This is a genomic window from Thermomonas sp. (assembly GCF_020850895.1).
In the GTDB taxonomy this organism is placed as follows: Bacteria; Pseudomonadota; Gammaproteobacteria; order Xanthomonadales; family Xanthomonadaceae; genus Thermomonas.
In genome coordinates this window covers 33,443-59,476 of sequence record NZ_JADZDS010000009.1, presented here as the reverse complement: position 1 = coordinate 59,476, position 26,034 = coordinate 33,443, and the positions used below count along the sequence as shown (strand labels likewise).

The 26,034-nt window shown below is 64.6% G+C and carries 27 protein-coding genes, 1 tRNA gene and 1 pseudogene; 19 read left to right on the top strand and 10 right to left on the bottom strand.

All coding sequences use genetic code 11. From position 1 onward, the window contains the following. Positions 1 to 237, top strand: a 237-nt coding sequence (locus IT472_RS00885; RefSeq protein ID WP_297176960.1) for a CopD family protein, incomplete at its 5' end; no start/stop codon positions are given. Between the two features lie 9 nt (positions 238 to 246). On the opposite strand, the gene IT472_RS00880 is transcribed toward IT472_RS00885, so the two are convergent. Then, positions 247 to 1,959: an alkaline phosphatase gene (locus IT472_RS00880; RefSeq protein ID WP_297176957.1), complete on the bottom strand. Its 1,713-nt coding sequence runs from the start codon at positions 1,957 to 1,959 to the stop codon at positions 247 to 249. Between the two features lie 167 nt (positions 1,960 to 2,126). Between IT472_RS00880 and IT472_RS00875 the strand changes: the two genes are divergently transcribed. The 3 genes from IT472_RS00875 (at position 2,127) to IT472_RS00865 (ending at position 4,909) form a co-directional block, all read left to right on the top strand. Then, the gene (locus IT472_RS00875) at positions 2,127 to 3,443 is read left to right on the top strand and encodes a dicarboxylate/amino acid:cation symporter (RefSeq protein ID WP_297176953.1); all 1,317 of its coding nucleotides are present in this window, start codon (positions 2,127 to 2,129) and stop codon (positions 3,441 to 3,443) included. A 152-nt stretch (positions 3,444 to 3,595) separates the two neighbouring features. After that, positions 3,596 to 4,201, top strand: a complete 606-nt coding sequence (locus tag IT472_RS00870) for a DUF3828 domain-containing protein (protein WP_297176949.1) — start codon at positions 3,596 to 3,598, stop codon at positions 4,199 to 4,201. A 135-nt stretch (positions 4,202 to 4,336) separates the two neighbouring features. After that, positions 4,337 to 4,909 (top strand): DUF3828 domain-containing protein, encoded by a 573-nt coding sequence (locus tag IT472_RS00865; RefSeq protein WP_297176946.1) that lies wholly within the window; start codon positions 4,337 to 4,339, stop codon positions 4,907 to 4,909. Between the two features lie 229 nt (positions 4,910 to 5,138). On the opposite strand, the gene IT472_RS00860 is transcribed toward IT472_RS00865, so the two are convergent. Beyond that, positions 5,139 to 5,223: transfer RNA gene (locus tag IT472_RS00860), tRNA-Leu, on the bottom strand. 299 nt (positions 5,224 to 5,522) lie between these two features. Here IT472_RS00860 and rnr point away from each other — a divergent pair. The 3 genes from rnr to IT472_RS00845 are packed head-to-tail and all read left to right on the top strand — an operon-like array spanning position 5,523 to position 8,865. Continuing rightward, complete coding sequence (gene rnr, locus IT472_RS00855) at positions 5,523 to 7,826, top strand: ribonuclease R (protein ID WP_297176980.1); 2,304 nt, start codon at positions 5,523 to 5,525, stop codon at positions 7,824 to 7,826. Between the two features lie 29 nt (positions 7,827 to 7,855). Next, complete coding sequence (rlmB, locus tag IT472_RS00850) at positions 7,856 to 8,602, top strand: 23S rRNA (guanosine(2251)-2'-O)-methyltransferase RlmB (RefSeq protein ID WP_297176943.1); 747 nt, start codon at positions 7,856 to 7,858, stop codon at positions 8,600 to 8,602. After that, entirely contained in the window at positions 8,602 to 8,865 is a 264-nt protein-coding gene (locus IT472_RS00845) for a hypothetical protein (protein WP_297176940.1), read from the top strand. The genes rlmB and IT472_RS00845 overlap by 1 nt, the downstream gene beginning before the upstream one ends. 68 nt (positions 8,866 to 8,933) lie before the next feature. Here the strand turns inward: IT472_RS00845 and rnt are convergent, their stop codons facing one another. Further along, the gene (rnt, locus tag IT472_RS00840; protein WP_297176937.1) at positions 8,934 to 9,626 is read right to left on the bottom strand and encodes a ribonuclease T; all 693 of its coding nucleotides are present in this window, start codon (positions 9,624 to 9,626) and stop codon (positions 8,934 to 8,936) included. 64 nt (positions 9,627 to 9,690) lie between these two features. Between rnt and IT472_RS00835 the strand changes: the two genes are divergently transcribed. Further along, entirely contained in the window at positions 9,691 to 9,903 is a 213-nt protein-coding gene (locus IT472_RS00835) for a hypothetical protein (protein ID WP_297176935.1), read from the top strand. A 304-nt stretch (positions 9,904 to 10,207) separates the two neighbouring features. Here the strand turns inward: IT472_RS00835 and nth are convergent, their stop codons facing one another. The 3 genes from nth to IT472_RS00820 all read right to left on the bottom strand — a co-directional run bounded on the left by nth (position 10,208) and on the right by IT472_RS00820 (position 12,187). After that, positions 10,208 to 10,927, bottom strand: coding sequence for an endonuclease III (gene nth / locus IT472_RS00830; protein WP_297176933.1), 720 nt, complete (start codon positions 10,925 to 10,927; stop codon positions 10,208 to 10,210). Beyond that, entirely contained in the window at positions 10,924 to 11,298 is a 375-nt protein-coding gene (locus IT472_RS00825; RefSeq protein WP_297176930.1) for a hypothetical protein, read from the bottom strand. The genes nth and IT472_RS00825 overlap by 4 nt, the downstream gene beginning before the upstream one ends. A gap of 106 nt (positions 11,299 to 11,404) precedes the next feature. Continuing rightward, positions 11,405 to 12,187 (bottom strand): enoyl-CoA hydratase-related protein, encoded by a 783-nt coding sequence (locus IT472_RS00820; RefSeq protein ID WP_297176927.1) that lies wholly within the window; start codon positions 12,185 to 12,187, stop codon positions 11,405 to 11,407. 220 nt (positions 12,188 to 12,407) lie between these two features. Between IT472_RS00820 and IT472_RS00815 the strand changes: the two genes are divergently transcribed. From IT472_RS00815 to IT472_RS00795, 5 genes are all read left to right on the top strand, one after another. Then, on the top strand, positions 12,408 to 13,151 hold the full coding sequence (locus IT472_RS00815; protein ID WP_297176924.1) for an FKBP-type peptidyl-prolyl cis-trans isomerase N-terminal domain-containing protein: 744 nt from the start codon (positions 12,408 to 12,410) through the stop codon (positions 13,149 to 13,151). A gap of 149 nt (positions 13,152 to 13,300) precedes the next feature. Then, on the top strand, positions 13,301 to 13,927 hold the full coding sequence (locus IT472_RS00810) for a CoA pyrophosphatase (RefSeq protein ID WP_297176921.1): 627 nt from the start codon (positions 13,301 to 13,303) through the stop codon (positions 13,925 to 13,927). Continuing rightward, positions 13,927 to 14,775, top strand: a complete 849-nt coding sequence (locus IT472_RS00805) for a sulfurtransferase (RefSeq protein WP_297176918.1) — start codon at positions 13,927 to 13,929, stop codon at positions 14,773 to 14,775. Before IT472_RS00810 ends, IT472_RS00805 begins: the two co-directional genes overlap by 1 nt. 3 nt (positions 14,776 to 14,778) lie before the next feature. After that, on the top strand, positions 14,779 to 15,138 hold the full coding sequence (gene arsC / locus IT472_RS00800; RefSeq protein WP_297176916.1) for an arsenate reductase (glutaredoxin): 360 nt from the start codon (positions 14,779 to 14,781) through the stop codon (positions 15,136 to 15,138). A 36-nt stretch (positions 15,139 to 15,174) separates the two neighbouring features. After that, positions 15,175 to 15,588 carry a DUF6157 family protein gene (locus IT472_RS00795; RefSeq protein WP_297176913.1) on the top strand — a complete coding sequence of 138 codons (414 nt, stop codon included), beginning with the start codon at positions 15,175 to 15,177 and terminating at the stop codon, positions 15,586 to 15,588. Between the two features lie 134 nt (positions 15,589 to 15,722). On the opposite strand, the gene IT472_RS00790 is transcribed toward IT472_RS00795, so the two are convergent. The 3 genes and pseudogenes from IT472_RS00790 to uvrA form a co-directional block, all read right to left on the bottom strand. Further along, positions 15,723 to 16,481 carry an enoyl-CoA hydratase/isomerase family protein gene (locus tag IT472_RS00790; protein ID WP_297176910.1) on the bottom strand — a complete coding sequence of 253 codons (759 nt, stop codon included), beginning with the start codon at positions 16,479 to 16,481 and terminating at the stop codon, positions 15,723 to 15,725. 68 nt (positions 16,482 to 16,549) lie between these two features. Next, complete coding sequence (locus IT472_RS00785; RefSeq protein ID WP_297176907.1) at positions 16,550 to 16,969, bottom strand: thioesterase family protein; 420 nt, start codon at positions 16,967 to 16,969, stop codon at positions 16,550 to 16,552. A gap of 53 nt (positions 16,970 to 17,022) precedes the next feature. Further along, positions 17,023 to 19,860: pseudogene (gene uvrA / locus IT472_RS00780) on the bottom strand (excinuclease ABC subunit UvrA); the annotation flags it as partial. A gap of 227 nt (positions 19,861 to 20,087) precedes the next feature. On the opposite strand from uvrA, the gene rplU reads away from it, so the two are divergent. From rplU to IT472_RS00760, 4 genes are all read left to right on the top strand, one after another. Next, positions 20,088 to 20,405, top strand: coding sequence for a 50S ribosomal protein L21 (rplU, locus tag IT472_RS00775; protein ID WP_297176905.1), 318 nt, complete (start codon positions 20,088 to 20,090; stop codon positions 20,403 to 20,405). Positions 20,406 to 20,417: 12 nt separating this feature from the next. Further along, a complete protein-coding gene (gene rpmA, locus IT472_RS00770) occupies positions 20,418 to 20,678 on the top strand; it encodes a 50S ribosomal protein L27 (protein ID WP_297176902.1) in 261 nt (86 codons plus the stop codon). A gap of 224 nt (positions 20,679 to 20,902) precedes the next feature. After that, on the top strand, positions 20,903 to 21,949 hold the full coding sequence (obgE, locus tag IT472_RS00765; protein WP_297176899.1) for a GTPase ObgE: 1,047 nt from the start codon (positions 20,903 to 20,905) through the stop codon (positions 21,947 to 21,949). A gap of 366 nt (positions 21,950 to 22,315) precedes the next feature. After that, entirely contained in the window at positions 22,316 to 22,768 is a 453-nt protein-coding gene (locus IT472_RS00760) for a hypothetical protein (protein WP_297176895.1), read from the top strand. A 133-nt stretch (positions 22,769 to 22,901) separates the two neighbouring features. Here IT472_RS00760 and rpsT read toward each other — a convergent pair whose 3' ends face one another. After that, entirely contained in the window at positions 22,902 to 23,171 is a 270-nt protein-coding gene (gene rpsT / locus IT472_RS00755; RefSeq protein WP_297176976.1) for a 30S ribosomal protein S20, read from the bottom strand. A gap of 210 nt (positions 23,172 to 23,381) precedes the next feature. Between rpsT and murJ the strand changes: the two genes are divergently transcribed. Then, entirely contained in the window at positions 23,382 to 24,974 is a 1,593-nt protein-coding gene (murJ, locus tag IT472_RS00750; protein ID WP_297176973.1) for a murein biosynthesis integral membrane protein MurJ, read from the top strand. A 98-nt stretch (positions 24,975 to 25,072) separates the two neighbouring features. Beyond that, positions 25,073 to 26,026, top strand: coding sequence for a bifunctional riboflavin kinase/FAD synthetase (locus IT472_RS00745; protein ID WP_297176892.1), 954 nt, complete (start codon positions 25,073 to 25,075; stop codon positions 26,024 to 26,026). Positions 26,027 to 26,034: the final 8 nt, after the last annotated feature.

Genomic DNA, 26,034 nt, shown 5'->3' with positions numbered 1-26,034 from the left:
GCCTTCGTCGGTGGGCTGGCACTTTGGTTGCATTTCGGGATCAAGGGCGGCTGGCTGCACGCGAAGTTGGCGCTGGTGGCGTTGCTGTTCGCGTATTACATCGCCAGCGGGCGCCAGCTGAAGCGCGTGGCGCGTGGCGCGGCCCTGCCGTCGGCCACGGTGCTGCGTTGGTTCAACGAACTGCCGCTGCCGCTGCTGGTGGGCATCCTCTGGCTGGTGTTGGCCAAGCCGTTCTGATCATTTGCCTCAGCGTGTCGGCCGAGAACTGAACGCCTCCAAGCGCGGCAATGTCACCGGCACACCGTTGCCGTCACACCATCCCTTCGCGCACAGCGTATCGCGCAACCGGGGCGTGGCTTGCACGATGATGTGGTAAAGCGCGTTCTGCTCCAGCGAGCCTCGCACGGCCGCGCTTCCCGGTCCGATCGCCCAGACGCCGACGTCTTCGCCGCTGTGGGTTTCGCTGCTCAGCGGAACCAGTGCTTCCTGCATGTACTCTGGGCGGGTGGTGTCCACCTGTGACAGGTCCGGTCGGCCTGCGGGTGCAGCAGTCTGGTGCTTGGGGTAATGCGGGAAGCGCTTGCTTCCAGCGACCTGGATTTCGCTGGCGCCTGTATTGCCGGGTCCGTTGGCATACCCGAGCGTGGTGAAGGGCAATCCAGCCAGATCCAGTGTTGGCTTGGGCTTCCCGGGTGCGCGCACCGTGCCAAGGATCGGGTTGCCGCGCACCGTGTAGCCGGCCATGGTCAACGTGTGGGAATGGTCGGCGGTGACCATGATCAGGGTGTCGTCCGGCGACGTCATTTCCAATGCGATGCGAACCGCATTCGACAGTTCGATGGTTTCATCCAGGGCCCGGAACGCATTGCCTTCGTGGTGGGCCATGTCGATGCGGGCAGCTTCGACCAGCAGCACATAGCCGTTTTCATTGCGCGCCAGGTGCCGGATCGCGGCACGGGTCATTTCCGCCAACGAAGGCTCGATTCCTCCTTCGGCGATGCGGTCGTGATTGAAAGCCATGTGGCTGTAGTTGAACAGGCCAAGCACGGCGGGCGCGTTCGCGGCAGACGCCAACTCTGCGGCGGTGGTGACATAGGCGCCGCCGGCATGGGCTTGCCTCCACTCCGTGATCAGGTCACGTCCATCCGTGCGCAATCCGCGCTTGTCGGGCGAACTCGGATCGGTCTGTTCAGTGGTCAGGAATTCTTTGCGGCCACCACCGAGGATGATCGACGGGCCGTGGCCGTTTCCCGTGGCTGCGATCAACTGGCTTGCGATGTCTCGACAGCCCTGGGCCCGGGCTGCTTCCGGGATGGTCGCGTCATTTTCCCAGCGGCGGTTCGGGGTGTGGGCATAAGTTGCGGCAGGGGTGGCATGGGTGACGCGCGAGGTGGTGACCACGCCCGTGGACATTCCGGCGGCATCGGCCAATTCCAGCCAGGTCTGGGCATGCTTGCCCATGCTGTCAGCGCAGTCGGTGGTGTTCCCTGCGTACACCGAGATCGCGCCCATGTGGGTCTTCACTCCGGTGGCAATGGCCGACATGGTGCCTGCGGAATCCGGTGTCTGCGCGTCGGTGTTGTAGGTGCGGCTGAGCGCAGTGGCGGGGAAATGGTCCCAGGCCAGTCGGTTTTCCTCGCCGCGGCCACCCGCACGTTGTCCTTCCATGATTCTCGCGGCGGTCACCGTGGTCATGCTCATGCCATCGCCGATGAACACGATCACGTTGCGCGCCCGTCCTGACATGGCGCCACGTGCAGCCGCCTGTGCGGCTCCAGCGCGATACCACCCTGCCGGGGATTCCTCGTCCGGGTGCCGGATTGAGGCCAGGTCCACTCCGGCGCCTTGTGGCAAGGCTGCTGTTGGCGTGGGGTTGGATGGATTGCTTGCACAGGCGGTGAAGAGGCCTGTGATCAGGGTTGCCGCCGCGAAGGCGGTGATGGTTCGAGCCGGTGTCATGCCTGCCAGTATGGATCAGTGGGCTGAAGCTGCTGTCGGTGACCTCTGTCTGGGATGCCTGTAGGCCCCCCCCCGGCAGGCGGCGGAATCCAGAAATCTTCGATCGGACGCTGCCGGTTGCGCCCATTCCGAAGTATCGTGTCGCGTCGAAAATCAGGAACGGACCGATGGTTGCTTGGTGGTTCAGCATCAGGTTCTGGAAGCGGGTTGTCGCGGGTTTCGTACTCGGGGCCCTTGCCGGCTGGGCGTTCGGTCCGGATGCGGAAAAATGGTTCGGCCCGATTGGCGATCTTTACGTCACCCTGATCCAGATGATCGCGGTGCCCCTGGTGCTGTTTGCCGTGATCAATGCAGTGGCCTCCCTGAGTGGACAGAAGTCCATCGCGGGGCTGGCAAGCCGGACCTTCCTGTGGTTTGCCATCACCGCCGTGCTGGCGGTTGCCGTTGGTTTGGTCGTTGGCTGGATCATCCAGCCAGGCAGTGGCGTCGGCCTGCTGCAGACCGCAGCTGACTACAAGCCCAAGGTGGCTCCGAGCGTGCTCGACATGCTGCTTAACCTGGTTCCATCCAATCCGTTCCAAGCCATGGCTGGAGCCGACCAGCAGGTGCTGCCGGACGGCACCAAGATCCTCGTGCCGCGCAGCGGGACCGTGCTGCAGGTGATCTTCTTTGCTGGTCTGGTCGGGATTGCGATGGTCAAGCTGGGCGATCGCGTGGCCGGGCTGCGCAAGCTGACTGGCGAGGCCAACGAGGTGATGATCCAGATCACCCGCTATGTGATCGAATTCACTCCATTCGGAACCTTCGGCTTGATCGCGGCGTTGGTTGGAGGCTACGGCTTCGAGCAGTTGCGGCCGTTGTTGAATTTCGTGTTTGCCCTGTACCTTGCCTGTGCGTTCCACATTCTGGTCGTGTATCCGGCGTTGTTGCTGGCGCATGGGTTGAATCCGCTGAAATTCCTGCGCGGTGCTTTCCCTGGCATGCAGGTTGGTTTCGTCGCATCAAGCAGCTTCGCGGCGTTGCCGGTGTCGCTGCGCTGCTCGATCCACAACCACGGGGTCGACAAGGACTACGCCGCGTTCGCGGTTCCGTTGGGGGCCACGATCAAGATGGATGGCTGTGGTGCGATCTACCCGGCGTTGGCAGCGGTGTTCATCTCGCAATACGCCGGCATCGACCTGACGCTGTCGCAGTACATCACCATCGCGATTGCGTCGGTGCTGGGCAGTTTCGGCACTGCGGGCATCCCCGGCACCGCGGTCATCATGGCCACGGTCGTGCTCAGCGCGGCGAACCTGCCGCTGGAAGTGATCGGCTATCTGTATGCGATCGACCGCGTGCTCGACATGATGCGCACCATGACCAATGTGACCGGGCAGATGCTGGTTCCTGTGCTGGTTGCCCGCGAGACCGGGATGCTGGATCACGAGAAATACGAGGCGGCTTCCACCAATGTCGGGCTGGAATCGGGGGATGCGGCCTGACTCCCGCGCCCCAGTCAGGCTGCTTGCGTTGGAACCGGCCTGCCATTCAGGATGACTGGTCAGCGTGATCCGGGCCTTGACCACGGGCCACAATCCGGTTTTCCTGTTCCGGTTGTCGGTCAAGCCCGCATGTCTACCCACAGGTGTTCGCCATGTTGAGATCAATGGTCATCCTGCTCTCGGTCTTGCTCCTCGCTGGCTGTGGTGACAGTGATCTGTCCGACCCCACGAAGCCGCGTCCGCGCCTGCTGACGTCCGGGCCCGCCGCGGCCGGGAGCGCAGCGCCGGCAACCGGGACGACGCCCGCCGCCGCGCCAGCCGCGGCAGCGACAGAGGAGCCTTCACAGCCCGCCGAGGATTTCGCACGGGAATTCTTCCGGACCTACCTTGATACTTTCGAAGACAAGTCCTGGTTCGGCGACGCGGACCTGATGGCACCCTGGTTCACGCAAGACCTGGCCCGGCTTGCGTTGGCCAACCACGCGGCCTGCCAGAAGAATCACGACGGCTGCATCGAGTTCGACCCGATCATCGACGCGCAGGATTACGACGATGAGATCTATGCAACATTGCACACCGAGAGGCTTGGCGCCGGCGAACCAGTGCGGGTCAAGGTGACGTTCGAAAACCTCGGCAGCACGACGTCGATGACCTATACACTGGTCTTGGTCGATGGCGGTTGGCGGATTTCGGACATCGATTCGTCGAATTACGGATCACTGTCGGTGTTGGTGTCGAAGGGATCGCCTGCGATCTAAGGCAACACTGCCAGCCATGGCCGGCGGGAGTCTCCGGATTGCGGTTCCCGGAAGCGCAGGCAACCATGGATTGACCGCACTTCGGGTTTGTTTTTGACTGCTGTCATCGAAGACCAACTGATCGTGGGGGAAGGAATGCTGCGCACACTCTTTGCCGTTGCCCTCTGCTTTGGATTCACCGCCAGCGCTTGCAGCAATTCGGCTACGCCTGCACGCACCGTGGCAACCGCGACGCCACCGACTGAAGCCGCGATTGCGAACACGCCTGGAAGCCCTGCGGATGAAGTTCAGGAAAGCCAGCCGGCGCCGGCTCCTGAAGACTTCGTGCGTAGCTTCTTCAAGGAGTACCTCGGTACCCTGAGTGACAAGTTCTGGTACAACGATCGCGAGCTGCTGTCTTCCTGGTTCGATGGCGACCTGGTCAACCTTCTGCTGGACAAGATGCCTTGCCAAGAGGGTGTCGCGAATTGCAATCCTGCGTTTGACCCAATACTCGACACTGCCTTGTATGAAGGTGGCGTGCTGCCGACATTGCAGGTGACTCGGTTGGGTGCGGGCCAACCGCCTCGGGTCAGGGTTGATTTCCAGGTTTCCGGTGAAGCCAGGACGATGACCTATACCTTGGCCAAGGACGGTGCGGGTTGGAAGATCAGCGACATCGAGTCGAGCAATTACGGCTCCCTGCGGGGATTCCTGGAAAGAAGGTAGGCAGGTGGCCGCACCGCGAGTTGTACCGGTCTGGGCGCCGCGAACCCTCAAGCTTTCGTAATCGCACCCGGGCACGGAAGGACGTCCTGCCGGACGTTGGCCGGCGCCCGGGTTCTCGCGAATGGATGGGCGCAAGGATTGCTTGCAGTTTGCGGCAACAAAAAAACCGCCATGTCGACGGGTTTCAGGGGATTTTCAGGGCGGCATGGAACTGCCTGAAACTCGACATTGGTGCCCAGGAGAGGACTCGAACCTCCACGGTTTTACCCGCTAGTACCTGAAACTAGTGCGTCTACCAATTCCGCCACCTGGGCAGGTGGTGAGCTGCGCATTGTCCGGTTCGGACGGGGTGCTGTCAACGGCGACATGCCGATATGCCTGGATTCGTTGCCAGTGACCCTGCGACGCTCGCGTGGGCAAGTCCGCCCGAGAACGGGAACGGGGCACGCGGCCATGAGCGGGCCTGTACCATTCACGCATGAGCAAACCTCCCAGCAAGCGCGGCGGCAGTCGTGGCCAGGGATCCGGTGGCAAGCGTGCTGCCGGCACGCAGACCGGACAATCTCCGACATCGGCGGGCAAGCGCCCGCCATGGATGCCGGACTCGATGGCGATGCACGCGCCCCGCAAGGGTGGGCGCGTGGACACCCACCCCACTGCGCCACGCCTCGATCCCCACGCCAAGCGCGAGGCGCAGCGCTATGAATATCCGATCGCCAGTCGCGAAATGATCTTGCAGGTGCTGGCGGCCAACGACGGTCCGATGGATGCCGGCGAGCTGGCAACCAAGCTGGCGCTGACCGCCGAGGATCGCTATGCCGCACTGGAGAAACGCCTGCAGGCGATGCTGCGTGACGGCCAGTTGCTGCAGAACCGCCGTGGTGGATTCGTGCCGGCGTCGAAGACTGCGCTGGTTGCCGGCACCGTGATCGCCAATCCCGATGGCTTTGGTTTCCTGCGGCCGGAGGCCGGTGGCGACGACCTGTTCCTGCCCCCGTTCGAGATGCGCAAGGTCAGTCACGGCGATCGCGTGTTGGCCAGCATCACCGGCATCGACCGGCGCGGGCGCGGGGAGGCCAGCATCGTGGAAGTGCTGGAACGCCGGCTCACCCGCCTGCTCGGTCGATATGCGGAGGAGTTGGGGATCGCCTACGTGGTGCCGGATGACAGGCGCATCCAGCGCAACGTGATGATTCCGCAGGACGCGCGCAACGCCGCCCGGGCGGAGCAGTTGGTCGTGGTCGAAATCACCACGCCGCAGGACGCGCACCGACCGCCGATCGGCCGTGTGCTGGCGGTACTCGGTGACAAGCTCACCGCGTCGCAGGCGGTGGAGGCGGCGATCCACGGCCACGACATCCCGCACGAATTCTCGCCCGAGGTGATGGCGCAAGCCACGGCGGTGCCGCTGGAGGTGCAGGCCGAAGACATCCGCAACAGGGTCGACCTGCGCAACACCCCGCTGGTCACCATCGATGGCGAGGACGCCAAGGATTTCGACGACGCAGTCTGGTGCGAGACGAATGCCGATGGCTTCCGCCTGATCGTGGCGATCGCCGACGTCTCGCATTACGTGCGTCCAGGCACGCCGCTGGATGACGCGGCGCAGTTGCGCGCGACGTCGGTGTACTTCCCCGGTTTCGTGGTGCCGATGCTGCCGGAAACCCTGAGCAATGGCATCTGTTCACTCAATCCGCAGGTGGACCGACTGTGCTTTTGCTGCGAGATGCAGGTGGGTCGCGATGGCATCGTCACCACATCGCGTTTCTTCGAGGCAGTGATGCATTCGCACGCACGGCTCACCTACACCGACGTGTGGAATGCGGTGGGCGAGGGCATTCCGACCGACGACCACGACGCGGCGCAGGCGAAGATCGGCCCGCTGCTTCCGCAGATCCAACGCCTGCACCAGCTCTACAGGGTGCTGGACAAGGCGCGGGCGAAGCGCGGCGCGATCGAGTTCGAAAGCAGCGAAGTGCGCTTCGTGCTCGATGCCAAGGGCGCGGTGGCGCAGGCCGGGATGCTCCAGCGCAATGATGCTCACAAGCTGATCGAGGAATGCATGATCGCGGCCAACGTGCAGGCCGCGTTGTTCCTGCTCGATGCCCGCGTGCCGGCCCCGTACCGCGACCACGACAAGCCGCCGGAATCCAAGTACGCCGACCTGGAGGCATTCCTCAGGGAATTCGCGCTGCGGCTGCCGCCTTGGGCCAAGGTCAAGCCGAAGGATTTTCGCAGCCTGCTGGAAAAGGTCCGCGAGCGCCCCGACGCCGTGCTGCTGGAATCGGTGATCCTGCGCAGCCAGGCGCTGGCGGTGTATGCGCCGGACAACATCGGTCACTTCGGCTTGGCGCTGGAGGCATATGCGCACTTCACCTCGCCGATCCGCCGCTACCCGGACCTGCTGGTGCACCGCGCGATCAAGCACGCGCTGCGCGGTGGCAAGCCCGATGCCTACGGCTACTCCCCGCACGAGATGGCGGCACTCGCGCTGCAGTGCTCGGAGCGCTCACGTCGTGCCGACGAAGCCCAGCGCGAAGTCGACGAGCGTTACCGGGCCGCGTGGATGGAGGAGCACATCGGCAAGGAGTTCGATGGCGTGATCAGCGGCGTGACCAGCTTTGGCCTGTTCATCGAGTTGGACGAGTCCAAGGTCAACGGCTTGGTGCATGTGACCCAGCTGCCGCGTGACTTCTACCACTTCGACGCGGTGCGCAAGACGCTGAGTGGCGAGCGCCGTGGCCACGAATACCGCCTCGGTGACCGGGTGAGGATCGTGGTCCTCAAGGCCAGCGTGGAGGAACGCAAGATCGATTTCCGGCTGGTGGAGGGCGAGGGCCGCGATGGCGACGCCAGGACCGTCAAGCCCCTGCCGGAGCGCGGCAAGCCGGCGAAGCGGGTGAAGCAGGCATATTGAGATCCGATCAGTGCAGGCAGAATAGCCGCATGAACAATTCCTCCCAATGGATCGTCGGTATCAACGCGGTGGCGTCCGCGCTGGAGCACGATGCGGACAACGTACGTGAAGTGCTGCTGGAAGCCGGCGGCAAGAACCCGCGTATCGTCGAGATCGAACAGCAGGCCCGACGCAAGGACATCGACGTGCGCCGGGTTGCGCAGCAGGCGCTGGATGGCGTGGCCGGCGGGGTGCGTCACCAGGGTGCTGCGGCGCGCTATGCCGCGGCCAAGACCTGGGATGAGCATGCGCTGCCGGCGTTGCTGGATGCCGCCGATGGCCGAGCGCTGTTGCTGGTGCTGGATGGCGTGCAGGATCCGCACAACCTCGGTGCCTGCCTGCGCAGCGCGGCGGCGGCAGGGGTGACCGCGGTGGTGTTTCCGAAGGACAAGGCGGTGCAGGTCAATGCCACCGTGCGCAAGACCTCGGCCGGTGCAGCCGACACGCTGCCGATCTTTCCGGTCACCAATCTCTCGCGCACGCTGCGTGAGTTGCAGAAACTGGGCGTGTGGATCTACGGGTTGGCAGGTGAGGCCTCGGTCTCGCTGTATGCCATCGATCTGACAGGCAATGTCGCACTGGTGCTGGGCAGCGAGGGCGAGGGCCTGCGCCGCTTGACCCGAGAGAATTGTGACCAGTTGGTCAAGATCCCGATGCCGGGGGGCTTCGAGAGCCTCAACGTGTCGGTGGCCACCGGCGTGGCCTTGTTTGAAGCCGTGCGGCAGCGGGGGATGTGATGACACTTGCGTGGTACGACGGGGCCGGTCTCGCCGGCACCGGAATGATCCTGCTCGGCTTCGCCCTGTTGCAGGCAGGCAAGCTGTCGGGCACTGGGCTGGTCTACCAGTTGCTCAACCTGTTCGGGGCCGCCGGTGTGCTGGTCTCGCTGCTGGGTACATTCAACCTCTCGGTGTTCCTGCTGGAGAGTGCGTGGATGCTGGTCAGCCTGTACGGCATTGCCCGCTCGCTCGCGGCCAAGCCACCGGCTGCGCCGGCCTGAGGTCTGCCGCATCGCGATCGAAGACCATGGCTGCGCCGCGGGGCGCGCCGAGAATGCCTCGATGCACGCTAGCCGGCGCCAACCATGGCGCCGATGGCTGCTGTGTTGTCCCCGGGCATGGCGACCGACGCCGTGGCCCCCGTCTGCGGCCATGCGTTGGCGATGATGCAGAACAGTCGTGCGGTTTGCTCGGCGTCGTACACCGCCGAATGCGCTTCTTTCGGGTCCCAGCCGATGCCCGCAGCCATCGCTGCGCGTGCCAGTACGGTCTGGCCATAGGCGAGGCCGGCCATCGTCACCGTGTCGAAGACGCTGAACGGATGGAACGGATTGCGTTTGTGCTGAACCCGTGCAACCGCTGCGTTGAGGAAGTTGAGGTCGAAGTGGGCGTTGTGGCCGACCAGGATGGCGCGCTGGCAGTCGTGCTTCTTCGCGGCGGCGCGCACGGGGACGAAGATCGCATCCAGCCCGGTGCGCTCGTCCACCTCGAATCGCAGCGGATGGCCGATCTTGATGCCGGTGACTTCCAGCGATTTCGGATCAATCAACGTGCCAGATGCCGGGGCGATATGGGCATGCGCGGTGGCGCCTGGCACGAAGCGGCCTTCGCCATCCAGGTCAATCGGCACCGCCGCGATTTCCAGCAGCGCGTGCTTGTTCCAGTCGAACCCTCCGGTTTCCACGTCCACCACCACCGGCAGGTAGCCGCGGAAGCGTTCGGCCATTGGGGGGCTTGCACAGTCCGCCGTGGAATGACTCATCCTTGCGGCCTTGTCGTGGCAAACCGTATCAACCCAGGGCCGGAATGGGTCAATGGTGTCCTGCGTGCTCGTCCGCAGCGCGATTCGTGGTTCCGCCTTCATTCGCGGGTTTCATTGCCGCGTGGTGGGCATCGAACTCGGCTTTGCTGATGAAGCCATCACGGTTGCCGTCGATGCCGGCAAAACGTTCGGACTTGCCGTCGTGTACTGCAGCGAACTCGGTGCGGGAAATGCGGCCATCGTGGTCGGTATCGATTTGCGTGAACGTGTGACCTGAGTGTTCGGTGCCACCCATCGCAGCATGGTCCTGTATTCCGCCTTGGTCATGGGCGTGCGCCGGAAGCAGACTGGAGAGTCCAAATAGAAGTGCGGCGGCGAGGGTGGGGGCGAGTGAAGATGCGGAGTGCTGCATGGCAATGGCTTCAATACGGTGGGCGTGCGCTCATCCTAGCAATGCGACTGGGGCTCCGCCAGCACGATCGATGGGTTTCACGGTAAGTCGCCTGAGGCAACGCTGATTCAATCGGCGTTGTCTACCGACCATGGACAGTCGTGCGCTGACAAGTCCAGGATGGACTTGTTCAGCGCAGCCCTGACGGAAGGGCGAACCCACTGTCAGCCGTGTTGACTGGGGTTTTGGCCGACCATTTGCACAGGCTGTTCAGCAGGCAATGGGCGCAGTCCGGCTTGCGCGCCTTGCAGACATAGCGGCCATGCAGGATCAGCCAGTGGTGGGCGTCGCGCGCGAATTCGGACGGCACCAGTTTCACCAGCTTGTCCTCGACCGTGCGCACGTTCTTGCCGGGGGCAAGCCCGGTGCGGTTGGCGACTCGGAAGATATGCGTGTCCACCGCGATGGTGGGTTCACCGAACGCCGTATTGAGCACCACGTTGGCGGTCTTGCGGCCCACGCCTGGCAGAGCTTCGAGGGCTTCGCGGCTGCGCGGCACGTCGCCATCGTGTCGCTCAAGCAACTGCCGGCAGAGCGCAATCACGTGGGCGGCCTTGGCGTTGTACAAGCCAATGGTATTGATGTAGCCCTTCAAGCCGTCTTCGCCCAGCGCCAGGATCGCGGCAGGGGTGTTTGCTCGCGGAAACAACCTGCGGCTGGCCTTGTTGACGCCGACGTCGGTGGCCTGTGCCGAGAGCACCACCGCCACCAGCAATTCGAAGGGGGTGGTGTATTCCAGTTCGGTGGTTGGATGCGGATTGCCTTCACGCAGGCGCGTGAACAGTTCGGCGATATCCTGCCGCGCGAGCTTGCTGCCGCGTGCGGCGCGTAGACTGCGGGACGGGCTCATGAATGCCGGGCCTTGGCCTTGGCCAATGCGCGGGCCAGGGCCTCGGCGGCGACACTTGGCAATGCGGGCGTCGGCGTGGACGTGGCGTCGGGCACTTGGCGGGGGCTCCGCGCTGCGTCGCGTTCGCGCTGGATGCGCCCCAGCCGTGCAGCACGCGCGCGGTGGCGTCCGCGTGCGGCCAGTGCGAAGCGGCGGGCCTCACGCATGGCGACCAAGGCAGCGTTGCACGCGGCGGCGCAGCCCGGACACGGCTGCGCATCCAGCAAGCCCAGCGCCAGCGCCGCATCGAGGTCATCTTCGCCCAGCGCGATCAGCACCGCGTGTGCGGGATGGTTCGATGCGCAGGGGCAGGTGGGGCAGCAGGAGTGCATGGGGACTCGTCATGGACGCAACGGCGGGCATTCTGCCCGCGCATCGCTCCACCGTGCGGGAAGCCACCCCGCATCCGCGGGACTGACAGGGGTGGCGTGGCGATGTTTACTTGCCGGCAAATGTCGGTGTGCGCTTTTCCAGAAACGCCGACGTGCCTTCGCGCATGTCCTCGGTGGCGAACATCAGGCCGAATTGCGCGGACTCGTATTCCAACCCTTCCTCGATCCCGCATTCGCCGCCGATGTTCACGCAGTCCAACATCCCGCGTAGCGCCAACGGTGCGGCCTTGGCCAATTGGCCAGCCAACTGCATCACCGCAGATTCAAGTTCGGCTACGGGGACCACGCGATTGACGATGCCCAGCTGCAGGGCACGCTCGGCATTGATCGGCGCGCCGGTCAGGCACAGTTCCAGCGTCGCCGCTCGCCCACACAGCCGCAGCAGGCGCTGGCTGCCGCCGAAGCCCGGGATCAGGCCGAGGTTGATTTCCGGTTGGCCGACCTTGGCGGTATCGGCGGCGATCCGCAGATGGCAGCACATCGCCAGTTCCAGTCCGCCGCCCAGCGCAAAGCCGTTGACCATGGCGATGACCGGTTTGGACAGCGTCTCCACCCGCCGCATCATGCGGGTGCCGCGCAGCGAGAAATCGCGGCCCTGCACCGGGGTCAGGGTGTTCATCTCGCTGATGTCGGCACCGGCCACGAAGACCTTGGGGCCGGCACCGGTCAGCACCACCACGCGCACCTCGGGGTCGTGGTCGGCTGCCGCGAACGCGGCATCCAGCGCATCCAGCGTGTCGGCGTTGAGCGCGTTCAGCTTGTCCGGGCGGTTGATACGGATGGTGCGGATGCCCGCGGCGGTGTCGATGAGTAGCAGGTTGTCGGTCATGGGCGGTCCAAGCAGTCCAGGAAATTGCGTGAATGAAGGAACGTCCCCTGCCGTCGCTTGTCGCAGAGGAGCCTCAGTAGCCGTTAAGGGCTGTGGCGGTTATCCTAGCGTGTCCCGTTGGCGGCTTGCCGCCTGCTACCGGCAATTCTCCCCGGCCTCGGCCGGTTTTCCCCCTTCCGGGCCGCGATCGCGGTCCTTTCCCTAGCGAATGAGGTTCTGGATGAAGCTTCATGTGATTGCTGCCAGCGTGGCGGCCCTGCTTTTGAATGCTGGTGTCGCCACTGCGCAAGCCCAGACTGCCCCGGCAGCTGCTCCTGCCGCGCGTCCGGCAGCAACGGCACCCGCCGCCCCGGCCCTGCCGGTGGTCGACAAGACCCATGCCAGCTATGCACTGGGCTGGAACCTCGGTCAGGAATTGCGCTCCGGAGGCGAGCCGATCGATATCGCCACTGTCGTGCGTGGCCTACAGGATGCGTTCGGCAACAAGCAGCCGGCTTACACCGACGACCAACTGCGTACCGCCTTCGGCGGCTACCAGCAGAGGATGGAAGCCAAGGCGCAGGCGGCCTTCCGCAAGGCACTGGATGACAACAAGGCGCAGTCCGCCGCGTTCATCACCCAGTACAAGTCCCAGCAGGGCGTGGTCACCATGCCCAGCGGCATCATGTACCGGATCGTCAGGCCCGGTACCGGTGCCAAGCCGACTGCCAACAGCGAGGTACAGATCGCTTTCCGCAGTTTCCTCGGCGCGGTGGGCGTGGCACTCAGCGGGGTGCAGACGCCGCCGCCGTTCAAGGTTTCACAGGCACCAATCCCGGCAATCCGCGACACCCTCCCACTGATGCAGCAGGGTGCGGTCTGGGAAGTTGTCATTCCGCCGGGCGGTGGTCTGGGTTCGGGTCAGAATTCCCAGTTCGCACAGCAGGCGATCGTGATGCAGGTTGAATTGGGTTCCGTGAAGTAACGAGCCTGTCAACTGGCAGGCGTGGAGATTCGTCACGCCGCCCGCACTGTGGCATCGATGCGCCGGACTCGTGCCGGCGCATCGTGTTTCCGAGATTGGCCGAGAGTGTCGAATTGCATGGGGAGACCGGTTGATTGGACGCTGGCGTGATGGGGCCAGAACGGCTTGCAGGATGCCTGCGGCAAGCCGTCTACCCTCCCGAAACCCCTCCGGCCTCTCCACCATGGAACCTGGGGGACCTGGAGGGGCTCGCGCTGGACGCGGACCCGCGGCCGGCTGCGGTCCTGGTCGGCGTCATCGCGCGTCCTGCGGGTTCCAGCGTCCTGTTGACGCGGCGCACCGAACAATTGCGCCATCACGCGGGCCAGGTCAGTTTTCCCGGCGGGCGCATCGAGAGTTCGGATGCGAGTCCGGTTGCTGCGGCATTGCGCGAAGCGAACGAAGAAATCGGCCTGCAGTCCGGGCAGGTGCGGGTGCTGGGTTACCTCGATCCCTACCTGACCATTACAGGATTCCAGGTCTTGCCCGTTCTCGCCTTGATTCGCGCTGATTTCGTTGCGCGGGCGAACCCGGACGAGGTGGCCGACGTGTTCGAAGTGCCGCTGGAGTATCTGCTTGATCCGGCGTGTCTCGAACGGATTGAGATCAACTTTGGCGGGCGTGCCCGCCATGTGCTGCAATACCGGTATGCTGCACACCGGATCTGGGGTGCGACTGCGTCGATCCTGTACAACCTGCGCGAGCGGCTTGCGGGCGTGGAGCAAGGAGGGACGTGATGGCAGGATGGACGACATTGGTGCAGCCAGAGGTCCTGGCGATGGCGCTGGAGCGCCGCGACCTCGTGATCGTCGATTGCCGTTTTTCGCTGCTCGATCCCAAGCAGGGCGAGCAGGAATGGCTGCGCTCGCGGGTTCCGGGTGCGGTGTATGCGCATTTGGAGAGGGACCTGTCCGAAATCGGCTTGGCCGGGCAGGGACGGCACCCGTGGCCGACGATTCGGCCATTCCTGGACCGCCTGCGTCGCTGGGGCGTGACGCCGACCACTCAAGTCATCGTGTATGACGGCGGGGATGGGGCCATCGCTTCCCGGCTGTGGTTCATGCTTATGGTGATGGGACACGAGAAAGTTGCGCTGCTCGACGGCGGCTGGACGCGCTGGACCTCACTGGGCTTGCCGGTGTCCACCTCGATGCAGCAGATCCCAGGTGCATCGTTCATCAGTGGCAGCTTCGATGCCAGTCGCTTGGTCGATGCCGATGCCGTGGCGGCGCATCTCGCCTTGGGCGGATTGCTGATCGATGCGCGGGCACCGGAACGCTTCCGCGGTCAGGAGGAGCCGTTGGATCGAATTGCCGGCCACGTTCCGGGCGCCATCAACCGTCCGTATGCAATGAACCTTGAAAACGGTCGTTTCAAATCCCCGGTCCGTCTTGCGGCCGAGTATCGCGAGTTGTTGGGCGGCCTTGCACCTTCGGAAGTGGTGGTGATGTGCGGATCGGGAGTCACGGCTTGCCACAACCTGCTGGCGATGGAGCGCGCTGGTTTGAAGGGCGCGAAGTTGTACGCCGGCTCCTGGAGCGGTTGGATTTCGGATCCGACCCGCCCGGTGGTGACGGGGAGTTGACGGATGCCGAAACAGCAGCGCGTCGAGATCTGGCATCGCACCACCTGCGGCAATTCGCGCGGGGCCTTGGATCTCATCCGCCAGGCCGGCATCGAGCCGGAGGTCGTCGATTACATCAACAACCCGCCCGACAAGGCGCGCCTGCGGCAGGCCATCGCCGCTGCTGGCTTGCGCGTGCGCGATGCGCTTCGCAGCAAGGAGCCTGCCTACGCGGAGCAGGGGCTGGATGATCCTGCGCTGAGTGACGATGCCTTGCTGGATGCGATGGTGGCAACGCCCATCCTGATCAACCGGCCGTTCGTGTTCACCGCCAAGGGCGTGCGCCTGTGCCGGCCGCCGGAGACGGTGCTGGAGCTGCTCTGACGCGTAGCGCAGTGGTTCGCCGCAGGTGGGGCGACGATGAATTATTTCAACACCTTCATCGAGGTTGCCGCCGACTGCAAAGCCACGCAAGGCGTGCCGCCGAAACCGCGCGCGGGTAAACCCACGGTGGCTGAGCTGGAATACGCGCTGATTTCGCAGGCGCCGTATGCACACACCCAAGAGGACGTGCAGTTTCACGTGCATGCCAGTCGAGCGGGCATCTCGGCAGGGCAATTGGCGGCCAGCGGTGTGCGGCTGCGCGAGGATTTCTTTTCCAAGCCGATGGCGTGCATGCGCACGTCGCCGCTCGCGAAGACCCACGGCTGGGGCTTGCATTTCGATGAGCGAGGCCAGGTGGCTTTGGTCTCGGTCGATACGGCGCGCTACCGGGCGCTGGCTGACGATCCGACGCTTGCGCATACCCGTGCGATGCGCAGCAGGCGTGCGTGATCAGACTGGCGTGACCAGACGCGTGCCGGCGCCGGGATCACGCGTCGGGGCACCGGGTTGGCATCGGCAGCGAGGAAGGCCGTCGTGGCGTTTCCGCAAGCTTGCGTCCCTCGGCCTTCGGCCTCGGTGCGATCCTACTTCCCGATCCGCGCCAGCATCGCCCGCAGCCCGGCTTGCGTGTCCGGATGGGTCCAAGCGGTGACGAAGCGATCAAGGTCGATGCGTTCCGGCGCCAGCGCTGCGACCACGTCGCGTCGGGCAATTGCACGGGTCTGCAGCATCGGCTCGCGTGGGAGTTGGGTGAGGGCCGCAAGCCAAGCCTGCGCACGACGCTCCACCTCTTCAGCCGCCGCGAGTTCGTCAACAAGGCCGATCGACAGCGCCTCCTGTGCATCCGGCATGTGCCCCGCCACCAGCAGGCGCTCGGCCCGATGTGGGCCGACCACGCGCGCCAGCAGGGCTTGGATGCCCTCCGGCGCCACCAGGCCCACCTGGGTTTCATTCAGACCGATCCGGAACGGGCCTTCGGCCAGCACCCGGTAATCGCAGCACAGGGCCAGCACGCAGCCGCCGGCGGGCGCGTGGCCGGCCATCGCCGCGATCACCGGCACCGGGCAGGCGGCCAAGGTGCGGGCGGTTTCGAAGAATGCCTCCCAAGCCTGCAGCAGGGCGTTCCGGTCCGCCTCCAGCGACAGCAGGTAGGGCACGTCCAATCCAGCGGAAAACACCTTGGCTCCCCCGGCCAGAACGATGCCGCGTGCGCCATCGGCGACCGCCGAACGCAGTGCGTCGGTGATTGCCTGACACAGCCCTGGGTCAAGTGCGTTGACCGGTGCGCGCGCCATGCGCAGTTGCTGGATGGCGCCGTGGATGGAGCGTTCGACCAAGGACATGGGCAGATCCGGGGCAAATGGGTTTCAGATGTGGCGAATGCGACGCCAGGGTGCGGGCAGGCGGGTGATCAGGCAATGACCTGCAGTCGTTCGGCTGCCCGGCGCACGCTTCCGGGCAGTGGCGTGGGACGACCGCTGTGACGGTCGATCCAGACAGCGACCACGTTGCCGTCGCAGTGCAGGCTGCCATCTTCGGCGAGGATGCGATGCCCGATCACCATGCTGCTGGTTCCGAGTTTCTCGATGAACAACTCCACGTCGATCTGCGACGGATAGCCGATGGAACGCCTGAAGTTGAGTGTTGCCGAAGCGATCACCGGCCCGCTGGAGTCCGTCACCCAATCCTCCCCGATGGTTTCGAACCATTCGATCCGCGCCTGTTCCAGGAAGGTCAGGAAGCGGGCGTTGTTGACATGGTTGAAAGCGTCCATGTCGCTCCATCGCAGTGCGATGCGGGAACGGAACGTGTTGGAGGTGCCCTGGTTCATGCCGACTCCGTAACGGTGCGGTTGGAGGGTTCGGGTGACTTGGATCGCCCATGCAGCAGTTGGGCGAGGAAATGTCCGGTGTGCGAGCCGGGATGGGATGCGATGGTTTCCGGCGTGCCGGCAACAACGATGGAGCCCCCACCGTTGCCGCCCTCGGGTCCAAGATCGACGATCCAGTCCGCGGTCTTGATGACGTCGAGATTATGTTCGATGACGATGACCGTGTTGCCATCGTCACGCAATCGATGCAGCACCGCGAGGAGTGCTTCGATGTCGTGGAAGTGCAGCCCGGTGGTGGGCTCGTCGAGGATGTACAGGGTGCGACCGGTGTCGCGCCGCGAAAGTTCCTTGGACAGCTTCACCCGCTGCGCCTCGCCGCCGGACAGGGTGGTCGCGCTTTGGCCGAGCTTGACGTAGGACAGCCCGACATCGATCAGGGTTTCCAGTTTGCGTGCGATCGAGGGAACTGGCTGGAACAGGTCGAGAGCTGCCTCCACCGTCATTTCCAGCACGTCGTGGATGCTGTGGCCCTTGTAGTGGATTTCCAGTGTCTCGCGGTTGTAACGCCTGCCTTGGCAGACATCGCATGGAACGTAAACATCCGGCAGGAAGTGCATCTCCACCTTGATCAGGCCATCACCCTGGCATGCCTCGCAGCGGCCACCACGAACGTTGAATGAGAAGCGCCCTGGTGAATAACCGCGCGCGCGCGCTTCGGGGGCCTGGGCAAAGAGTTCGCGCAGTGGCGTGAACAGTCCGGTGTAGGTGGCCGGGTTGCTGCGCGGGGTGCGTCCGATCGGCGACTGGTCGATCGCCACGACCTTGTCGAACAGGTCCAGTCCAAGGATGTCGGAACAGGGTGCTGGCGTGTGCGAGGCGCCGTTGATTTCGTTGGCGGCGAGCGCGTACAAAGTGTCGTTGATCAGGGTTGATTTCCCGGACCCGGAGACGCCGGTAATGCAGGTGAACAATCCCGATGGGATTTCGAGGTCCACGTCCTTCAGGTTGTTCCCGCAGGCACCCTTGAGGTGAAGCATCCGTTTGCGGTTCGGTACGTTCCGGTGTGCCGGGATTTCGATCTGCTTGCGCCCTGACAGGTATTGCCCGGTGAGCGAGCGCGGCGCGGAGAGCACATTGTCCAGCGACCCCTGCGCGACCACTTCACCACCGTGGATGCCGGCACCCGGGCCGATGTCGACGATGTAATCGGCAAGCCGGATCGCTTCCTCGTCGTGTTCCACCACCAGCACCGTGTTGCCGAGATCGCGCAACCGGGTGAGCGTAGCCAGCAGGCGCGCGTTGTCGCGCTGGTGCAGTCCAATGCTGGGCTCGTCAAGCACGTAGGTGACACCGACCAATCCGGCGCCGATCTGGCTGGCGAGGCGGATGCGCTGCGCCTCGCCACCGGACAGGGAGTCTGCCTTGCGCTCGAGGGTCAGGTAGTCCAGCCCGACGTCGACGAGGAAGCCCAGCCGCTCGCGGATTTCCTTGACGATTCGAGTGGCGATCTCGCCGCGCCAGCCGGGTAGCGTCAATGCATCGAAGAACACCAGAGCCTTCCCGATCGGCAGGATTGCGATTTCCGGTAACGGCCGGCCGGCCACGTATACGTTGCGTGCCTGCCGGTTGAGGCGGGTGCCGCTGCAATCCGGGCAGGGGCGCTGGCTGATGTACTTCGCCAACTCCTCCCGCACCGCCGCGCTCTCGGTTTCCCGATAGCGCCGCTCGAGGTTCGGCAGGATGCCTTCGAAGGCATGTCGGCGCTGGACCTTGCGTCCGCTTTCGCTGACATAGGTCAGGTTGATGGTTTCCTCGCCGCTGCCGTTGAGGAGCACGTCGCGGATGTGGCTCGGCAAGTTCAGCCATGGGGCATCGACGTCGAACAGATAATGCCGTGCCAGCGAGGTGATCATCGAAAAGTAATAGGCGTTGCGTCGATCCCAGCCGCGCAGGGCACCAGCGGCCAGCGACAGTTCGGGACGTGCCACCACCTTGTCGGGATCGAAGAACTCGGACACGCCAAGTCCGTCGCAGGTCGGGCAGGCGCCCATCGGTGAATTGAACGAGAACAACCGCGGCTCCAGTTCCGGCAGCGAGTAATCGCAGTTCGGACAGGAGTAGCGGGACGAGAACAGCAGCGGAGCCCGCCCGGCGTCATCCATCGATTGCACGATGGCGATGCCGCCGCCAAGCTTGAGCGCAGTCTCGAATGATTCGGCGAGCCGTTGTCGCAGGTCGGCGCGTGGCTTGAATCGGTCGATCACCGCCTCGATGGTGTGCTTGACCCGCAGCGCCAGCGGCGGCACTGCGTCGATCTCGTGGATCACGCCATCGACGCGGACGCGGGTGTAGCCCTGCGCACGGAGCTGGTCGATGACCTGGACGTGCTCGCCCTTGCGATCGCGCACCACCGGCGACAGCAGCATCCAGCGTTGCTCTGCCAATACCGGGTCGGCCTCCATTTCCTGCACTTGGTCGACCATCTGGCTGACCGTCTGCGCCTCCAGTGGGAAGCCGTGGTCCGGGCAATGTGGTGTGCCCACGCGTGCGTACAGCAGGCGCAGGTAGTCATGGATTTCGGTGATGGTGCCGACGGTCGAGCGTGGATTGTGGCTGGTGGATTTCTGTTCGATCGAAATCGCCGGTGACAATCCCTCGATGTGGTCGACGTCGGGCTTGTCCATCACACTGAGGAACTGCCGCGCATACGCTGACAGCGATTCCACGTAACGGCGCTGACCCTCGGCGTAGATGGTGTCGAATGCCAGTGACGACTTGCCCGACCCGGACAGCCCGGTGATCACGATCAGCGCGTCACGCGGCAGGTCGAGGTCGATGTTCTTTAGGTTGTGCGTCCGTGCACCGCGGATGCGGATGAAGTCCAGCGCCATCAGGTGGTTCCAGCGGGTGTGGGGAGGCCGACACTCGCGTCGGCCAATCGCTAAGCCTAGCGAGGCGGCGAATCATGGGCAAATCGCCAGTGGATCCGCCGGGGGTGAGCCCGTGGATGCGGAGGGTTTGACGCTAACCAGCTGAATCCATTACAATTCCGCTTCTGTACGCGCGGTTGTGCGGCAGATCCCCAAGAAGAACGACAGAATCAACGAGGAAACCCACCATGTACGCAGTGCTGGTCACTGGCGGTAAGCAATACCGCGTGATGCAGGGCGAAACGCTCCGCGTCGAACTGCTCGAAGCCGAAGCCGGCAGCGAGATCAAGCTGGACAACATCCTGATGCTCGGCGATGCCGACGGCATCACCCTCGGCGACGCGCTCAAGGGCGCCTCGGTCACCGCGAAGGTCGTCGGCCACGGCCGCGCCGACAAGGTGCGCATCGTCAAGTTCCGCCGCCGCAAGCACCATCGCAAGCAGATGGGCCACCGGCAGCACTACACCGAAATCCAGATCACCGGCATTGCCGGTGGCAGCAAGTAAGGAGACGCCGTCATGGCACATAAAAAGGCTGGTGGTTCGACCCGCAACGGTCGCGACTCGAATCCGAAGTACCTCGGCGTGAAGATCTACGGTGGCCAGGCCATCGAAGCCGGCAACATCATCGTGCGCCAGCGCGGCACCCAGTTCCATCCGGGCGCAGGCGTCGGCCTCGGCCGCGACCACACCCTGTTCGCGCTGATCGACGGCACGGTGGAGTTCTCCACCAAGGGCCCGAAGAAGCGCCGCACCGTCAGCGTCGCCGCCGCGCAGTAAGCGCCGCGGCAGGCTGATGCGAGGAGCCCCGCTTCGGCGGGGTTTTTCGTTGGGGAGCCGGGATTCGGGATTCGGGATTCGGGATTCGGGATTCGGGATTCGGGATTCGGGATTCGGGATTCGGGATTCGGGATTCGGGATTCGCAAGAGCCATAGCGACAGAATAGCCACACGAGCCCGCCCCGCCACACACTAGCTCTTCCCAATTTCCAATCCCCAATCCCATGAAATTAGTCGACGAAGTTGAAATCACCGTGACGGCCGGCAACGGCGGCAACGGCTGCGTGGGCTTTCGGCGCGAGAAGTTCATCCCGCTGGGCGGGCCGGACGGCGGCGACGGCGGTGACGGCGGCGATGTCTGGCTGGTGGCCGACGAGAACCTCAACACCCTGGTCGATTTCCGCCACCAGACCCAGTTCAAGGCCCAGCGCGGCGAGAACGGGATGGGCAGCCAGAAATACGGCAAGGCCGGCGAGGACATCACCATCACCGTGCCGGTGGGCACCGTGGTGCACAACGTCGGCACCGATGAAGTCATCGGGGATCTGACCGAACATGGCCAGCGCCTGCTGGTGGCCAAGGGTGGCCAGGGCGGGCTGGGCAATATGCACTTCAAGAGCTCGACCAACCGCTCGCCCCGGCAGTCCACGCCGGGCGGCGAGGGCGAGAGCCGGTTGCTGCGCCTGGAATTGAAACTGCTGGCCGATGTCGGCCTGCTGGGCTTTCCGAACGCCGGCAAATCCACCTTCATCCGCGCGGTCTCGGCGGCGACGCCGAAGGTGGCCGACTACCCGTTCACCACCCTGTATCCGAACCTCGGCGTGGTCAGCGTGGAGCCGGGGCGCAGCTTCGTGATCGCCGACATCCCCGGCCTGATCGAAGGCGCCGCCGACGGCGCCGGCCTCGGCAGCCTGTTCCTGCGCCACATCCAGCGCACCCATCTGCTGCTGCACCTGGTCGACATCGCACCGATGGAGTTCGAAGGGCAGGCCACGCTTTCGCCCGCGCAGCAGGTCCGCGCGATCGAACACGAACTGCGCAAGCATGATCCGGAACTACTGGACAAACCGCGCTGGCTGGTGCTGAACAAGGCCGACCTGATGTTCGAGGACGAGGCGCGTGCCGCCGCCGAAGCCATCGTGGCCGAGCTCGGCTGGAAGGAGCCGTGGTACCTGGTCTCGGCCATCGGCCGCGAAGGCACCTGGCCGATCATGCTGGCGGTGCAGGCGTTCTTCGACCGGCTGCGGGAGGAAACAGCGAGCGCTGAGTGACTTCGAGAGCCAGGCCACATGTCGCTCTCCGGGGAGGTCGTAATTCTGTCGTACGGCAGAAGCACCATAGTGTCGACCGCCTCGGTCCCTACTGCCTCAGGAAGAGGCTTCAGCTTGCTTGCCAGCACTGCAATTGGGCCGAATTGTGGGCCACTTGGCTTGGACGTGAGTGAGATGGCCGCGTTTCCTGATGAATGTCCGAGGGCCGTCGCTCCCCCAGGTTCGCCACGCGCGCGCCGTATCGTTGAAAGTATCGGAATTATCGGCGTCATCGGATCACTCATCTTCGTTGGAATCGAGATTCGTCAAAACTCGATCGCGACTCGGGCGTCGACGGATGCGGCCATCGCAGATGCCTACCTGTAGTTGAATCTTGCTCTGGCAACCGATCCGGTTTTGGCGTGTGTATTTGCCACCCAAACCGATAACCCCGCGACGGCATCTGCCTCGGACAGGGAGCAGATGCTGGGTTATTGGCGCGGCCTGTTCCAGATCTGGTCAAATGTGCATAGGCAGCACCTCAATGGAACTGTTGATCCGATGATTTACGCTTCCGTCGAGCGAGAAATTCGCAGCTACGCCGGCCAGTTTTCGGTGGGGGCAGCCACCAACAGGATCGAAGCACGCAGGCGGTTGATGTTCTGGGCGTGGCAAAGCGAGAAATTCCAGTTCAGTGAGGATTTCAGCACCTTCGTAGATGGACTGATCAATGCCAACACCAGCGCTCGTCGTGCTGAAGATCAGACTGTCGTGCAGGGTGCTTCCACAGATGGCATGCCGCAACCAGGGCAGGTGACCGCAGGTCCGTGCAGGGGCTAATGCCTGTATCGTGATTGCTTGTTATTTTCCCGGCGTTGCTTGATCTTCGTCCAAAGGCGTGGTGGATACCAGTCACAAAAAAAGCCCGGCTTGCGCCGGGCTTTCGCTGCGTGCGGTTACCTCGATGGAGGTATCAGGCGGCCTTGATCGCCTTGATCCGCGCGGTCAGGCGCGACTTGTGGCGGGCGGCCTTGTTCTTGTGGATCAGGCCACGCGCGGCGAAGCGGTCCAGCAGCGGCTGGGCGACGGTGAACGCCTCGGTGGCGGCGGCGGCGTCGTTGGCGTTGAGGGCCTTGAGCACGCGCTTGACAGCGGTGCGCAGCTGCGAGCGCTGGGCTACGTTGCGGGCATTGCGCACGACCATTTGCTTGGCGCGCTTCTTGGCGGACTTGATGTTGGCCACGGGAAAATCCTGGGGTTTCTGGGGCGTTGACGCCGGGGTTTTGGCATGGAGCGCGAACCACTGGCACAATGCCGCGCGGATCGACGAACCGGAAAGACCGCCAATTATGAGGGTTTTGATGCGCAAGGTCAATGCGGCGGGGCGGTTGGCGGTTCGGGCCGGGGTCAAGCGATGAGCGGCGGAGCAACCGAGGCTGGCAAACCGCGCGGGATGCTGCGCGGGGTGGTCTCGTTCGGGGCCATGACCATGGTCAGCCGGATTTTCGGGCTGATCCGCGACCGCCTGATCGGCCACTACTTCGGCGCCAACGCGATGACCGACGCGTTCTGGGTGGCGTTTCGCATTCCCAATTTCATGCGCCGCCTGTTCGCAGAAGGCTCGTTCTCCACCGCCTTCGTGCCGGTGTTCACCGAGTTCAAGGAAACCCGCAGCAAGGCCGAACTGAAGGAGCTGATGGCGCGCACGGCCGGCACCCTCGGCGGGGTGCTGCTGATCGTCACCGCACTGGGCATGTTGTGCTCGCCCTTGCTGGCCTCGCTGTTTTCCAACCACGCCGAGCCGGTGCCGGGGCAGCAGGCGCTGATCGTCCGCCTGCTGCTGCTGACCTTCCCGTTCCTGCTGTTCGTCTCGCTGACCGCGCTGGCCGCCGGCGCACTCAACAGCTACCACCGCTTCGGCCTGCCGGCGTTCGCCCCGATCATCCTCAACCTGTGCATGATTCTGGGTGCGATCTTCGGCGCGCAGCTGACCGATCCGCCGATCATGACCCTGGGCTGGGCGGTGCTGGCGGGCGGAGTGCTGCAATTGCTGTTCCTGTTTCCGCAGCTGGCCCGGTTCGACCTGCTCGGCCTGCCGCGCTGGGGTTGGCGGCACGCCGGGGTGCGCAAGGTGATGACGCTGATGGTGCCGACCCTGATCGGCTCGTCGGTGGCGCAGATCAACCTGCTGTTCGACACCTTCCTCGCCGCCAAGCTCGCCTCCGGCTCGCAGAGCTGGCTGTCGACCGCGGATCGCTTCCTCGAACTGCCGCTGGGCGTGTTTGCAATCGCCCTGGGCACGGTGGTGCTGCCGACCCTGTCGCGGCACCACGTCAACGACGACCGCGCGGCGTTCTCGAAGTCGCTGGACTGGGGCCTGCGCGTCACCTTCCTGATCATTGTGCCGGCGATGCTGGGGCTGATGCTGCTGGCACTACCGCTGGTCTCGACCGTGTTCCAGACCGGGCTGTTCGATGCCTTCGCGGCCGAGATGACCGCGCTGTCGGTGTTCGGATTGAGCTTCGGCCTGCCCGCATTCGCCTTGGTCAAGACCGTGCTGCCGGCGTTCTATGCACGCCAGGACACGAAAACACCGATGCGTGCCGGGATCGCCGCACTGGTGGCGAACATGGTCTTCAACGTGGCCCTGCTGGCCTTGCTGTACGTATGGAAAGTGCCGCCGGAAGCGCAGGCCAAGGGGATCATGGCCGGCCTGGCCAGCACGCCGGGCCTGCATTTCGCACTGGGGATCGCCTCGGCCTTGTCCAGTTACCTCAACCTCGGCCTGTTGCTGTATTGGTTGCGCAAGGCGAAGGTCTACGATCCGATGCCGGGCTGGGGCCGGTTCCTGTCCAAGCTCGGGATCGCCAACCTGACGATGGCGGCGGCGGTGCTGGGCGGCCTGCAGCTGGCGCCGGCTTTCCCCGCCATGGATGCATGGATGCGGGTGTGGTGGCTGGCCGGGCTGGTGGGCGGCGGCGCGGTGGTGTACGCGCTGGCGATGCTGGTGCTGGGCTTTCGGCCGCGTGATTTCCGCGAGCATTGAGGCGGGCCGCAGCCCGCCAGCAGGGCTATACTGCACTGCAATAATTCCGTGGATTCAACCTTTTTAGACGGTCGGGAAACCGGCCCATCCTGAGCCGCATGCCTTTCCTGTTCCGCGACGCCATCGGGCGGGCCCTGTGCCCGCAAGGCAGCGTGGTTTGCATCGGCGCCTTCGATGGCCTGCACCTGGGGCATCGGGCGCTGATCGACCGCGCGGTCGCGCGCGCGCGCGCACTGGGCGTGCCGGCGGTGGCGGTAGGCTTCGAGCCGCTGCCGCGCGAGCTGTTTACGCACGGCGTAAAGCCGCCGCGGCTGATGCTGGTGGCCGACAAGATTGCCGGACTGCGCGACTTGGGCGTCGATGGCATCGGTCTGCTGCGTTTCAACCGGGCGCTGGCGGCGATGGCCGCCGCGGATTTCGTGCGCGAAACCTTGGTTGCGCGGCTGGCCGCACGCGAAGTGTGGGTGGGGCCGGGTTTTCGCTTCGGCCACGCCCGGGGCGGCGATCTGGCGCTGCTGCAGGCCCTGGGCGCGCCGGCGGGGTTTTCCGCCCAGGCCATTGCGCCGGTGCTGCAAGGTGGCGAGCGCATTTCCAGCACCCGCATCCGCGCGGCGCTGGCGGCAGGCGATTTTCCCACGGTTGCGCAATTGCTGGGGCGGCCCTACGCCATCGGTGGGAGGGTGGTGCGCGGGCGTCAGCTTGGGCGCACCCTCGGCTATCCCACCGCCAATCTGCGTTTCGCCGGCAAGACCCCGGCGCTGCGTGGCATCTACGCCACCCGCGTGCATGGTGTTTCCGCCGCGCCGTGGCCGTCGGTGTCCAGCTTCGGCACCCGGCCCACGGTCGACGGCGTCGAGCCGCTGCTGGAAGCGCATCTGTTCGATTTCGATGGCGACCTGTACGGGCGCCGGATCGAAGTCGAGTTCGTCGCCCATCTGCGCGACGAAGAAAAATTCCCCGACCTGGCCACGTTGACCGCGCAGATGCAGCGCGATGATGCGCAGGCGCGGGCCATCCTCCTTCAATACGAACCGCAGCGAGTGTTTGCGTGAGCGACCAA

What these genes read in the sequence shown, in the direction of transcription:
- IT472_RS00880 (WP_297176957.1), bottom strand. Translation starts at nt 1,959, where the DNA reads ATGACACCGGCTCGAACCATCACCGCCTTCGCGGCGGCAACCCTGATC.
- IT472_RS00875 (WP_297176953.1), top strand. Translation starts at nt 2,127, where the DNA reads ATGGTTGCTTGGTGGTTCAGCATCAGGTTCTGGAAGCGGGTTGTCGCG.
- IT472_RS00870 (WP_297176949.1), top strand. Translation starts at nt 3,596, where the DNA reads ATGTTGAGATCAATGGTCATCCTGCTCTCGGTCTTGCTCCTCGCTGGC.
- IT472_RS00865 (WP_297176946.1), top strand. Translation starts at nt 4,337, where the DNA reads ATGCTGCGCACACTCTTTGCCGTTGCCCTCTGCTTTGGATTCACCGCC.
- rnr (WP_297176980.1), top strand. Translation starts at nt 5,523, where the DNA reads ATGCACGCGCCCCGCAAGGGTGGGCGCGTGGACACCCACCCCACTGCG.
- rlmB (WP_297176943.1), top strand. Translation starts at nt 7,856, where the DNA reads ATGAACAATTCCTCCCAATGGATCGTCGGTATCAACGCGGTGGCGTCC.
- IT472_RS00845 (WP_297176940.1), top strand. Translation starts at nt 8,602, where the DNA reads ATGACACTTGCGTGGTACGACGGGGCCGGTCTCGCCGGCACCGGAATG.
- rnt (WP_297176937.1), bottom strand. Translation starts at nt 9,626, where the DNA reads ATGAGTCATTCCACGGCGGACTGTGCAAGCCCCCCAATGGCCGAACGC.
- nth (WP_297176933.1), bottom strand. Translation starts at nt 10,927, where the DNA reads ATGAGCCCGTCCCGCAGTCTACGCGCCGCACGCGGCAGCAAGCTCGCG.
- IT472_RS00825 (WP_297176930.1), bottom strand. Translation starts at nt 11,298, where the DNA reads ATGCACTCCTGCTGCCCCACCTGCCCCTGCGCATCGAACCATCCCGCA.
- IT472_RS00820 (WP_297176927.1), bottom strand. Translation starts at nt 12,187, where the DNA reads ATGACCGACAACCTGCTACTCATCGACACCGCCGCGGGCATCCGCACC.
- IT472_RS00815 (WP_297176924.1), top strand. Translation starts at nt 12,408, where the DNA reads ATGAAGCTTCATGTGATTGCTGCCAGCGTGGCGGCCCTGCTTTTGAAT.
- IT472_RS00810 (WP_297176921.1), top strand. Translation starts at nt 13,301, where the DNA reads ATGGGGCCAGAACGGCTTGCAGGATGCCTGCGGCAAGCCGTCTACCCT.
- IT472_RS00805 (WP_297176918.1), top strand. Translation starts at nt 13,927, where the DNA reads ATGGCAGGATGGACGACATTGGTGCAGCCAGAGGTCCTGGCGATGGCG.
- arsC (WP_297176916.1), top strand. Translation starts at nt 14,779, where the DNA reads ATGCCGAAACAGCAGCGCGTCGAGATCTGGCATCGCACCACCTGCGGC.
- IT472_RS00795 (WP_297176913.1), top strand. Translation starts at nt 15,175, where the DNA reads ATGAATTATTTCAACACCTTCATCGAGGTTGCCGCCGACTGCAAAGCC.
- IT472_RS00790 (WP_297176910.1), bottom strand. Translation starts at nt 16,481, where the DNA reads ATGTCCTTGGTCGAACGCTCCATCCACGGCGCCATCCAGCAACTGCGC.
- IT472_RS00785 (WP_297176907.1), bottom strand. Translation starts at nt 16,969, where the DNA reads ATGAACCAGGGCACCTCCAACACGTTCCGTTCCCGCATCGCACTGCGA.
- rplU (WP_297176905.1), top strand. Translation starts at nt 20,088, where the DNA reads ATGTACGCAGTGCTGGTCACTGGCGGTAAGCAATACCGCGTGATGCAG.
- rpmA (WP_297176902.1), top strand. Translation starts at nt 20,418, where the DNA reads ATGGCACATAAAAAGGCTGGTGGTTCGACCCGCAACGGTCGCGACTCG.
- obgE (WP_297176899.1), top strand. Translation starts at nt 20,903, where the DNA reads ATGAAATTAGTCGACGAAGTTGAAATCACCGTGACGGCCGGCAACGGC.
- murJ (WP_297176973.1), top strand. Translation starts at nt 23,382, where the DNA reads ATGCTGCGCGGGGTGGTCTCGTTCGGGGCCATGACCATGGTCAGCCGG.
- IT472_RS00745 (WP_297176892.1), top strand. Translation starts at nt 25,073, where the DNA reads ATGCCTTTCCTGTTCCGCGACGCCATCGGGCGGGCCCTGTGCCCGCAA.